General features: G+C 53.2%; 8 protein-coding genes and 1 tRNA gene. 8 read left to right on the top strand and 1 reads right to left on the bottom strand.

Translation table 11 applies throughout. The annotated features are described in order from the left end of the window. The first annotated feature begins 79 nt into the window (after window positions 1-79). From nhaB to AAF465_01180, 7 genes are all read left to right on the top strand, one after another. Complete coding sequence (gene nhaB / locus AAF465_01150) at window positions 80-1,606, top strand: sodium/proton antiporter NhaB (GenBank protein ID MEM7081328.1); 1,527 nt, start codon at window positions 80-82, stop codon at window positions 1,604-1,606. A 41-nt stretch (window positions 1,607-1,647) separates the two neighbouring features. Further along, entirely contained in the window at window positions 1,648-2,925 is a 1,278-nt protein-coding gene (gene tviB, locus AAF465_01155; protein ID MEM7081329.1) for a Vi polysaccharide biosynthesis UDP-N-acetylglucosamine C-6 dehydrogenase TviB, read from the top strand. Window positions 2,926-2,942: 17 nt separating this feature from the next. Then, complete coding sequence (locus AAF465_01160) at window positions 2,943-3,950, top strand: NAD-dependent epimerase (protein ID MEM7081330.1); 1,008 nt, start codon at window positions 2,943-2,945, stop codon at window positions 3,948-3,950. Between the two features lie 53 nt (window positions 3,951-4,003). Next, entirely contained in the window at window positions 4,004-5,344 is a 1,341-nt protein-coding gene (locus tag AAF465_01165) for a UDP-glucose/GDP-mannose dehydrogenase family protein (GenBank protein MEM7081331.1), read from the top strand. Between the two features lie 41 nt (window positions 5,345-5,385). Continuing rightward, a complete protein-coding gene (locus AAF465_01170) occupies window positions 5,386-6,819 on the top strand; it encodes a mannose-1-phosphate guanylyltransferase/mannose-6-phosphate isomerase (protein MEM7081332.1) in 1,434 nt (477 codons plus the stop codon). 62 nt (window positions 6,820-6,881) lie between these two features. Beyond that, entirely contained in the window at window positions 6,882-8,246 is a 1,365-nt protein-coding gene (locus tag AAF465_01175; GenBank protein MEM7081333.1) for a phosphomannomutase, read from the top strand. Window positions 8,247-8,510: 264 nt separating this feature from the next. Continuing rightward, window positions 8,511-10,481 carry a nucleoside-diphosphate sugar epimerase/dehydratase gene (locus tag AAF465_01180; protein ID MEM7081334.1) on the top strand — a complete coding sequence of 657 codons (1,971 nt, stop codon included), beginning with the start codon at window positions 8,511-8,513 and terminating at the stop codon, window positions 10,479-10,481. 67 nt (window positions 10,482-10,548) lie between these two features. Here the strand turns inward: AAF465_01180 and AAF465_01185 are convergent. Continuing rightward, window positions 10,549-10,623: transfer RNA gene (locus AAF465_01185), tRNA-Val, on the bottom strand. 103 nt (window positions 10,624-10,726) lie between these two features. Between AAF465_01185 and AAF465_01190 the strand changes: the two genes are divergently transcribed. Then, the coding region (locus AAF465_01190; protein MEM7081335.1) for a glutamate--tRNA ligase family protein at window positions 10,727-11,244 on the top strand (518 nt) is incomplete at its 3' end.

The following is an 11,244-nucleotide window of genomic DNA, read 5'->3' on the forward strand; positions in this document are numbered from 1 at the left end:
TCATACATGGTTCGCGACTGATAATCGGCATATAATCCGTGCCTTATCAAAATCCTGAGCAAACCGGGGGTACAGGTATATGGCAACGCACCATGGATCAGAAAGCATGCTAAGAGCACTGTGGCGAAACTTCCTGGGAAATTCCCCAGAATGGTACAAGCTGTTAATTGTTAGCTTCCTCGTTGTCAACATGGTGGTGTACTACGGGTTGGGTGAGGCAGGCGGCAAAATCGTCGGCTGGATGCTGGTGCTTGAATTCATTTTCACCTTAGCGATGGCACTGAAGTGCTACCCGCTGCAACCGGGTGGGTTGTTGGCCATTCAGGCCGCTGCCATTGGCCTAACCAGCGCCTACACTATTTTTCATGAGGTTGAGAAGAACCTGAAAGTCATCTTGCTGCTCGTTTTTATGGTAGCGGGCATCTACTTTCTTAAAGAACTTCTCATGTTTATCTTCACCAAAATTGTGTTGAAGGTGAGATCCAAGCGTTTACTGTCTTTGGCGTTTAGTGCTGTTGCGGCGGTTTTATCCGCCTTTCTTGATGCACTCACCGTGACCGCTGTTGTGATCACCGTTGCCGCTGGTTTTTACGGCGTCTATCATCGCGTCGCCTCCGGCAAACGCTTTCATGATGATCATGATCATGCCGACGATGAAAAGGTGTGTGACACCCATCAATCGGATCTCAAACAGTTTCGTCGATTCCTTCGCAACCTGATGATGCATGCCGCTGTCGGTACCGCCCTTGGCGGTGTTATGACGACGGTGGGTGAGCCGCAGAATTTGCTCATCGCCTCGATTATGGAGTGGGACTTTAAGTCCTTCTTCGTGCAGATGTCGCCGATTACTATTCCAGTCTTTTTTGTCGGCCTCACCACCTGCTTTCTCGTCGAGAAATTCAAATTATTTAATTATGGCGCTGAGCTTCCGGAAAATGTCCGGCAGATCCTCCAAAGCTATGATGATGAACAGGCTAAAGAGCGCGGTCCGCGCGACGTCGTGAAGCTTTGGTCGCAGGCGGCGATTGTCGTTTTCTTGGTGTTGGCGCTAGGTTTCCACATTGCCGAGGTTGGGTTGATCGGTCTGGCTGTGATTGTCTTGGCAACGGCCTTCACTGGCGTAACGGAAGAGCATCGAATAGGGCATGCGTTTGAAGAAGCGCTACCGTTCACCGCATTGCTCGTTGTGTTTTTCGGCATTGTGGCGGTGATCGAAGACCAAGGGCTATTCAAACCCATCATTGAATGGGTGTTTACCAAAGATCAATCGGCTCAGATTCCGTTGTTCTATGTGGCGAACGGGCTGCTGTCGATGATCAGCGATAATGTGTTCGTCGCTACTGTCTACATTGGTGAAGTGCAACGAGTCTACGAGTCAGGCGCCATTACGCGTGAGCACTTCGATCAACTGGCAATCGCGATTAACACCGGCACCAACATCCCGAGTGTTGCGACGCCAAACGGGCAGGCTGCGTTTCTATTTTTGTTAACGTCGGCGGTCGCGCCGCTCATTCGACTGAGTTATACACGCATGATGTGGCTGGCTCTGCCGTATACGATCACCATGTCGATTACCGGTCTGCTGGCAACGATTTATTTGCTGTAGACCGCTGCAACGATTGAGAAAGAAAAGGATAAGGATAAAACATGACTGATATGAAAGACGTCCGGATTGGTGTTGTTGGCTTGGGCTATGTCGGCCTGCCGCTTGCTGTATCGTTTGGCAACAAATACCCGACGTTAGGCTTCGATATCAACACGGCGCGGATTGCCGAACTCAATCGCGGTGAAGACAATACGCTTGAAGTCGATCCTGAGGAGCTAAAAGCGTCAACGCACCTCACGTTCAGTGCGGACCCGGATGATCTGGCCGATTGCAATGTGCTTATCGCCACGGTGCCGACACCGATCGATGAGCATAAGCGGCCTGATTTGTCGCCACTGGAAGCGGCTAGCCGAACGCTCGGGAAACAGATCAAGCAAGGCGATATCATTATTTATGAGTCCACCGTGTACCCAGGTGCTACCGAAGAAGTGTGTGTGCCTATTCTTGAGCATGTGTCGGGGCTTGAGTACAACAAAGATTTTTTTGTTGGTTACAGCCCTGAACGTATTAATCCCGGCGACAAAGAGCATCGGCTCGAGACGATTCTTAAAGTGACATCTGGTTCGACACCAGAAGTGGCGGAAAAGGTCGACGCACTCTATGCCTCGATTATCACCGCGGGCACCTTCAAGGCGTCGTCTATTCGAGTCGCTGAGGCGGCAAAGGTTATTGAGAATACCCAGCGCGACGTCAATATTGCTCTGGTAAACGAGCTTGCGTTGATTTTTAATCGCTTGGGCATCGATACCGGTGAAGTATTGGCGGCGGCGGGCACCAAGTGGAACTTCTTACCGTTTCGTCCCGGCTTGGTTGGCGGTCACTGTATCGGTGTCGACCCTTACTACCTGACACACAAGTCGCAGGAGATGGGTTATCACCCCGAGATGATTCTTGCTGGGCGTCGCATCAACGACAACATGGGCATCTATGTGGTGTCTCAGGTAACGCGCCTGATGACACAAAAACGCATACATGTCGTGGGTTCGAATGTTTTGATTCTCGGTTTTACCTTCAAGGAAAACTGTCCAGACGTGCGCAACACACGTGTGATCGACATGGTCAAGGAGTTCGAATCGTTGGACGCGAATGTCGATGTGTACGACCCATGGGCAAATTCGGCAGAAACGGAGCACGAGTACGGCGTGGCGCTTACTCAGGAACTTAAAACGGGCCATTACGACGCCATTGTGCTGGCTGTGGCGCACGAACAGTTCGTAGATATGGGGGTTGATGCCGTGCGTCAACTTGGCCGCGAGACGCATGTTCTGTACGACATTAAACACCTCTTTTCGCCAGACGACGTTGATGGTCGTCTATAGACTCTGAGCAGCGAACCATGAAGATCTTAGTCACCGGTGCCGCCGGCTTTATCGGTAATCACGTGTCAGAACGTCTGCTTGAACGTGGTGATACGGTTGTAGGTCTTGATAACCTCAGCGATTATTACGACGTCAACCTCAAAAAAGCACGACTCGCTCGCTTTGACGGTAATGATCGGTTCATTTTTGAAAAAGTGGATTTAGTTGATCGCGACGAAATGGAGCGCGTGTTCAAACAGCACAAGTTTGATCGAGTGATTCACTTAGCGGCGCAGGCGGGCGTGCGCTATTCGCTCGAAAATCCGCATGCGTATATCGATGCCAATCTGGTTGGTTATCTACATATAATCGAAGGTTGCCGCCATCACGATGTCGAGCATTTGACCTATGCGTCGACGAGTTCGGTGTATGGCGCGCACACCAATATGCCGTTTTCGGTTAAGCGCAGCGTCGATCACCCTCTGACGCTGTATGCGGCCACCAAAAAAGCGAACGAACTAATTGCGCATTCGTACTCCAATTTGTACAACATTCCGACGACCGGGTTGCGCTTCTTTACGGTTTATGGTCCCTGGGGAAGGCCGGATATGGCGCTGTTTCTTTTCACTAAGAATATTCTCGAGAACAAGCCGATCGACGTATTTAATTACGGTAAGCATCGTCGCGACTTTACCTATGTTGACGATATTGCCGAGGGCGTGATTCGCGCCAGTGATCGAGCGGCTGAACCGAGCGCCAACTGGGACAGTGATCATCCTGACCCTAGCTGCAGCTCGGTGCCGTATCGCATATACAATATTGGTAATAACCAGCCCGTCGAGTTAATGAAGTACGTATCGGTGCTTGAAGATTGTCTGGGTAAGAAAGCCGAAATTAACTACCTACCGCTCCAAGCAGGCGACGTGCCAGAGACCTTTGCGGATGTTTCCGAACTGATCACCGATGTCGGTTATAAACCCGATACGAGCGTAGAGGTCGGCGTGGCAAATTTTGTGAAATGGTTTCGCGCGTACTACAACGTTTGATCGTTGTGGTGCGATCTCGTTTATACAGCGCTATCCCGTTATTTGAGTAGTCTATGAAGGTAACCGTTTTTGGTTCTGGTTATGTCGGTCTTGTGACCGGTGCCTGTCTTGCCGAAACTGGCAATCAAGTTGTGTGCGTCGACGTTGATCACGAAAAAGTGTCGATGCTTAAACGGGGTCAGGTGCCCATCTACGAACCGGGCCTGCAAGAAATCGTTACTCGCAATATCGAAGCGGGCCGACTAACCTTTACTACTGTGGCGCGGGAAGGCGTCGAACATGGACTGTTTCAGTTTATTGCGGTGGGTACGCCACCCAATGAAGATGGCTCAGCTGACTTTACCCGCGTGATCAGCGTGGCCGAGACGATCGGTCAATTTGCGGATGACTATAAAGTCGTTGTCACCAAGTCGACCGTACCCGTGGGCACCGCTGCAAAGGTCCGCGCAACGCTCGATCGCGTGGTGCAAGACCGCGGCATCGACATTGAAATGGATGTGGCGTCTAACCCCGAGTTTCTCAAAGAAGGCGCAGCAGTCACTGATTTTATGCGACCTGATCGAATCATCGTTGGCACGGACAACCCGCGCACCGGTGAGTTATTTCGCACGCTTTATGATCCGTTTACGCGTAACCGTGATCGCTTGATCATGATGGATATCGAATCCGCCGAACTCACAAAATATGCGGCAAATGCGATGTTGGCAACCAAAATCAGTTTCATGAACGAAGTGGCTAATCTCGCCGAAAAACTCAATGCCGATATCGAGCAGGTCAGACTGGGCATCGGTGCTGATCCTCGCATTGGGTATCACTTTATCTATCCAGGCTGTGGTTACGGTGGCTCGTGTTTTCCAAAAGACGTTAAGGCCTTAATTGGGTCAGCGGCGTCGGTAGGGGAGGCCATGCCGCTACTCAACGCGGTGGACCAGGTGAATGCGCGGCAGAAGCACGTGCTGTTCGACAAGATCAGCGCGTTCTTCGGCGATGAGCTGGCCGGTAAAACGGTTGCGTTGTGGGGCCTGGCATTCAAGCCCAACACGGACGATCTTCGCGAGGCGCCGAGTGCGGTCCTACTCGAGGCGCTTTGGGAAGCCGGCGTGCGTGTGCGTGCCTACGACCCGGTAGCTGGAGGCCGCGCGCAGGCGCAATTCGGGCAGCGCGATGATTTTGAGATTACCGAGACCGCGCTCCAGGCGTTAGAGGGCGCCGACGCGCTGGCGTTGGTCACGGAGTGGACTGAATTTCGCAGTCCGGATTTTACCAAGATGCGAGAGTTGCTCACGCATCCGGTCGTGTTCGATGGGCGCAATGTCTATGAGCCTGCTCTGATGAGCAAACACGGCTTTACCTATTTTGGCATTGGAAGAAATAACGCAGCGGAGTCTGCGTGATGGTCCGCGAGCGCGGTGCCTGATACGAAGAGGAACGAGTCATGATTATTCCAGTTGTACTGTCCGGTGGTTCCGGCACGCGCCTATGGCCGTTGTCGCGGGGTCTCTATCCTAAGCAGCTGCTGCCCTTGATTACCGAGAAAACAATGCTGCAGGACACTGTCGGCAGACTGGATGGTGTCGATAACTGTGGGGCACCGCTTGTGGTGTGCAATGAGTCGCATCGGTTCTTAGTGGCGGAGCAGTTGCGCAAAATCGACTGCGAACCCTCGGCCATCGTGCTAGAACCCGTGGGCCGCAATACAGCGCCTGCTGTTGCGGCGGCGGCAATGCAGCTGATCGTCTCAAGCGACGATGACGCGCACGAAAACGTCATGCTCGTGTTGCCGGCCGATCACGTCATCCACAACGTTAAGGCGTTTCAGGAGGCCGTGCAGGTTGGCTATCAGCAAGCAATGTCTGGAAAGCTAGTCACCTTCGGTATTGTTCCGGACCAGCCGGAAACCGGTTATGGCTACATTAAGAAAGGTCCTTCGGCGGGTAACACGGCGTGCGAAGTCGATGAATTTGTTGAAAAGCCGGACGGCGCAACGGCGGCGGAATACCTTGCCTCGGGCCGTTACTTGTGGAACAGCGGCATGTTCATGTTCCGAGTTAATCAATATCTAGAGGAACTGGAACAGTTTACGCCAGAGATGGTCGCGCAATGTCGCCGGGCCGTTACCGACGCCGAGCGGGATCTGGATTTTACGCGCCTGGGCGTGACGGCGTTTGAAGCGTCTCCGTCCGACTCGATCGACTATGCACTTATGGAGAAGACCACCAATGCGGTGGTGGTTCCGCTTGATGCGGGATGGAGCGATGTGGGTAACTGGAGCAGCTTGCACGCCAGTAAGCCAGCCGATAGCGACAACAATGTCATGGTGGGCGATGTCGTGCTGGAAGCCTGCGATAATTGCTATGCCCATTCCACCAGTCGCATGGTTGCGGCGGTCGGTCTGTCGAACCACATCATAGTGGAGACGGCCGACGCGGTCATGGTCGCGCCGAAGGGGCGATCGCAGGATGTGAAAAAAATCGTCGATAAACTTAAGTCGCAGGGTCGCGAGGAAGTCGGTCTTCATCGCGAGGTGTTTCGGCCTTGGGGCTCCTACGACAGCATCGATAATGGTTATCGCTATCAAGTCAAACGCCTGACTGTGAAACCCGGTGCCGTATTGTCCTTGCAAATGCACCACCATCGCGCCGAGCACTGGATAGTGGTGACGGGTACCGCTGAAATTACTCGAGGTGAAGAAGTGTTCTTACTCACCGAAAATCAATCGACTTATATTCCGCTTGGCACGGTGCATCGCATCGCCAATCCGGGCAACGTACCGCTCGAGATTATCGAAGTGCAGTCGGGCAGCTATCTGGGTGAGGACGATATCGTGCGCTACGAAGATACGTACGGTCGCGCTGGTCGCACCGACTGATCGACGTTAAACCGTTGCCCTACCTGGCATTACGCCACTTCACTATTTCGGGGATTTAGTCCATGAGTGCATTCGAACCGATCGATATTACGTGTTTCAAGGCCTACGATGTGCGCGGACGCCTGCCTGACCAGCTTAACGAAGAGGTGGCGTATCGTATCGGCCGGGCTTATGCCGAGTTCTTATCGCCGTCGAAAGTAATTGTGGGGCGTGACATTCGCCGGTCGAGCGAAGCGCTTAAAACAGCGTTGTGCCGGGGCCTTACCGACGGTGGTGCGAGTGTGCTCGACATCGGTCAATGCGGTACCGAAGAAGTGTATTTCGCGACCTTCGATCTTAAAGTAGACGGTGGCATCATGGTCACCGCCAGCCACAATCCGATCGACTACAACGGACTCAAGTTTGTGCGCGAGCAAAGCAAGCCGATCAGCGGCGACAATGGTCTGAATGATATTCGACGAATCGCCGAGGCTGGCGTATTCGAGGATCGGACACCCGGATCAATCGATGTTATTGCCAATGAAGAGCGGTATGTTCAACACCTGTTAGGCTACGTCGATGTCGACGCTCTCAAGCCACTCAAAGTGGTGTGCAACTCCGGTAACGCCGGTGCCGGCAAGGTGGTTGACTTGTTGGAACCACACCTGCCCTTCGATTTTATTCGCGTGCACCATGACGTCGACGATAGTTTTCCGCACGGTATTCCCAATCCATTGCTGGAAGAGAATCGACCGGCCACGATCAAGGCGGTAAAAGAAAGTGGCGCTGATATCGGCATCGCTTGGGACGGCGACTACGATCGTTGCTTTTTCTTTGACGAGTCGGGTTTCTTTATCGAGGGCTACTACGTGGTGGGTCTGCTCGCCAGCAGTTTCTTGGCACAGCGCCCTGACCAGGCGATTGTGCACGATCCGCGATTGACCTGGAACACAGTCGATATTGCCAACAGCGCTGGTGGGACGGCGGTGCTCAGCAAAACCGGACACGCCTTCATCAAGCAGGTTATGCGCGATCACGATGCGGTCTACGGTGGTGAAATGAGTGCGCACCACTATTTTCGTGATTTTGCCTATTGCGACAGCGGCATGATTCCGTGGTTACTGGTGACTGGTCTAGTATCGGCGACGGGCAAACCACTGTCGGAATTGGTCGCCGAGCGTATGGCCATGTTTCCGGCCAGCGGCGAGATAAATCGTACGGTTGCGGATGCCCCGGCAGTCATTGCGCGCGTTGAGAATAGCTACAGCGCCGATGCACTCAAAGTGGATCGAACCGATGGACTGAGTATCGAGTTCGTCGATTGGCGCTTCAATCTGCGCAGTTCGAACACAGAGCCCCTGTTGCGGCTCAATGTGGAAAGCCGGGCTGATAAGGCGCTCATGCAGAACAAGACGCGTGAACTGCTGGCCATCATCGACGCGGACTAATTGGCCTGTCACGTCGCTCTGCTCGCCAAGCGCGATCTGCAGATAGCCTATATTCCAAGAAAAGCCGAAGCGTCCTCAGCACAGCACATCGTGTATGGCTTTTTTACATTAAATGAGTGATGAGGTGGATTAATCGGGATATACTTAGTCATAGAGTTGATTGCCACAGGGGGCATGCAGGGGCAATGACTGTCGCCGACATCGAATGTCGTCTAAACCAGGCGCATTTTTGTCATCGCGCTTGATCTAAGGAAGGTACATAACATGAATTCTGTGCTAATCCGATTCACGGACTCGTTTGCACGCAGGCTCCGCGGTTTGCCGCGAGACGTTAAGCGGATCATCCTTGCCGCAACCGACTTCGTTATGATGCCCGTGGCCTTTTGGTGTGCGGTGGTCATCAAGTCTGAGAGCTTCTCTCCCGAGATAATCCACACCCTTTGGTTGTACCCGCTTACCGCGATCATTGCCCTGCCAATATTTTCCTATTTCGGCCTGCACCGGATGATCGTCCGATTTGTCAGCACCAGCACACTCAAAGCAATGGCAATTGCGATCGTCTTTTCCGTGACTGTGTTTGGCTTGGCTGCCAACTTTCTTTTCAATTCAAATCTGTCGATCAGCCTGCTCTTGCTCTACGGCATTTTTGCGTTCATCTATTTGGGTGGCTGCCGATTGATGGTTCGGAGCCTGCTACGTGCCCGATTCAGAAGTCGCGAGCGCGTCGGTATTTACGGCGCCGGCGAGGCTGGAGCGCAACTGGCGGCGACGCTGTTCAGCGGCGAGTCATTTTTGCCTATGGCCTTTTTTGATGAAAAGCGCTCGCTACAGGGCAGTGAGGTCAGCGGTGTCACGGTGTATTCGCCGGAAAGTCTCGAGCGAGTGCTTTCGGAGCAGTCAATCACCCGACTGCTGTTGGCCGTGCCGTCGGTCAGCCGACGTCGACGACAGGAAATCATTAATTCACTCGAGAACATTCCGGTGCATGTGCAGATCATGCCAGATCTCAGCGATTTGGTGTCGGGCGAAACACGCATCGACGATTTTCGTGATGTCGAAGTCAACGATCTTCTCGATCGTGAGGCTGTCCCGCCAAATGAATCGTTGTTGCGACGATGTCTGGCCGACAAAGTTGTTATGGTGACCGGAGCAGGCGGGTCCATTGGTTCTGAGTTATCGCGTCAAATTGTTAACCATGAACCCAAAGCCATACTGTTATTTGAGAACAGCGAGCTGGGGTTATACAACATCGAAAAAGAAATACGTCGGCTACGGCACGAATCAGGGGGTGATTATGAGATTTTTCCTCTGCTAGGCTGTGTACGTGAGAAGCGTCGATTAACCGAGATCATGACAACCTTTGGCGTGAACACGGTGTATCACGCCGCGGCTTACAAACACGTGCCAGTTGTGGAAGGCAACGTTATCTCCGGTGTGATCAACAATGTATTTGGCACCTATCAGTGTGCAGCGGCCGCGATCAGTGCCGGAGTCGAGCATTTTGTGCTTGTTTCGACCGATAAAGCGGTAAATCCAACCAATGTGATGGGCGCAACCAAGCGTCTTGCCGAGCTAGTGTTGCAGGCGCTAAACGAAAGAGGCTCGGACACACGATTCTGTATGGTCCGCTTTGGCAATGTGCTTGCATCAAGCGGATCCGTGGTGTTGCTGTTTCGGGAACAGATTCGGCGCGGCGGTCCGGTCACGGTCACACACCCTGAAATAATCCGCTACTTCATGACCATTCCCGAGGCCGCGCAATTGGTTATTCAGGCCGGTGCCATGGGGCAAGGCGGTGACGTTTTCTTACTAGATATGGGCAAGCCAGTAAAGATTGATGATCTTGCCCGACGAATGGTTCATCTCATGGGTCGCACCGTTCTCGATGATGAGAATCCCGATGGTGATATCGAAATCAAGTACACCGGCTTACGGCCGGCCGAAAAGCTCTTTGAAGAGCTGTTAATCGGTGATCGGGTAATGGGTACAGAACACGCTAAAATCATGCGGGCTCAGGAGAAGAATCTGCCGTGGCCAGTGATTGAAACGCTGCTGTCTCGCATTGAGAGCTGCGCCGAGCGATCGGATATCGAGGGCATGCTCAACGTATTGAGTGATGCGGTTGAGGAATACTCACGAGACCACTATATCGTGGATCAGGTCTGGAATCGCCGTCGTAGCGAAAGCCCACCCGTCAAGGTGGCGTCGGTTACAACCATCAAACGGCGGGGTTGAATCTGCCTGGATCGAATATCCGGTCGGAGCCATATTCGATCGCACAGCACCGATTGCTGGGAATGAATGGTGGGCGATGCTGGGATTGAACCAGCGACCCCTGCCGTGTGAAGGCAGTGCTCTCCCGCTGAGCTAATCGCCCGAAATGAGGGGCCGATTCTACGGCGCGTCGCGCAACGGGTCAATCGCGTTCGCCCCGGCGATTCTGGTAGACTATCGCATCGATTTTCGAGAGTTTGTCGCCGATGGTCTACACCACCCGATTTGCGCCGAGTCCAACCGGCTATTTGCACGTTGGCGGTGCCCGAACTGCGCTTTTTTGCTGGTTGCAGGCGCAAAAAGAGCAAGGACGGTTTGTGCTTCGCATTGAAGACACCGACCGGCAGCGCTCAACGGATGAGGCGGTTGAGGCGATTCTCGACGGGATGCAATGGCTCGGACTTGATGCCGATGAGGCGCCTGTATTCCAAACCGATCGATTCGAGCGCTATGCCGAGGTGGTCCGCCAATTGGTCGATGGTGGTCATGCCTATCCTTGTTATTGTTCAGCCGAAGAACTGGAGTCGATGCGCGAGGCGCAGCGCAACCGAGGCGAGAAGCCCAAATACGATGGTCGGTGCCTGCATCGTCAGTCTCCACCCAGTGATGTGCCAGTGGCCATTCGTTTTCGGTCGCCGACAACCGGCAATACCCGTTTTACCGATTTGATTCGGGGTGAGCTCATGGTTGACAACAGTGAGATAGACGATCTGATCATTCAGCG

The organism is Pseudomonadota bacterium (assembly GCA_039028935.1).
In the GTDB taxonomy this organism is placed as follows: Bacteria; Pseudomonadota; Gammaproteobacteria; order Steroidobacterales; family SZUA-146; genus SZUA-146.

Excerpts from the sequence above, each read along its gene's own strand:
- AAF465_01170 (MEM7081332.1), top strand. The coding sequence starts at position 5,386 with ATGATTATTCCAGTTGTACTGTCCGGTGGTTCCGGCACGCGCCTATGG.
- AAF465_01165 (MEM7081331.1), top strand. The coding sequence starts at position 4,004 with ATGAAGGTAACCGTTTTTGGTTCTGGTTATGTCGGTCTTGTGACCGGT.
- nhaB (MEM7081328.1), top strand. The coding sequence starts at position 80 with ATGGCAACGCACCATGGATCAGAAAGCATGCTAAGAGCACTGTGGCGA.
- AAF465_01180 (MEM7081334.1), top strand. The coding sequence starts at position 8,511 with ATGAATTCTGTGCTAATCCGATTCACGGACTCGTTTGCACGCAGGCTC.
- tviB (MEM7081329.1), top strand. The coding sequence starts at position 1,648 with ATGACTGATATGAAAGACGTCCGGATTGGTGTTGTTGGCTTGGGCTAT.
- AAF465_01175 (MEM7081333.1), top strand. The coding sequence starts at position 6,882 with ATGAGTGCATTCGAACCGATCGATATTACGTGTTTCAAGGCCTACGAT.
- AAF465_01160 (MEM7081330.1), top strand. The coding sequence starts at position 2,943 with ATGAAGATCTTAGTCACCGGTGCCGCCGGCTTTATCGGTAATCACGTG.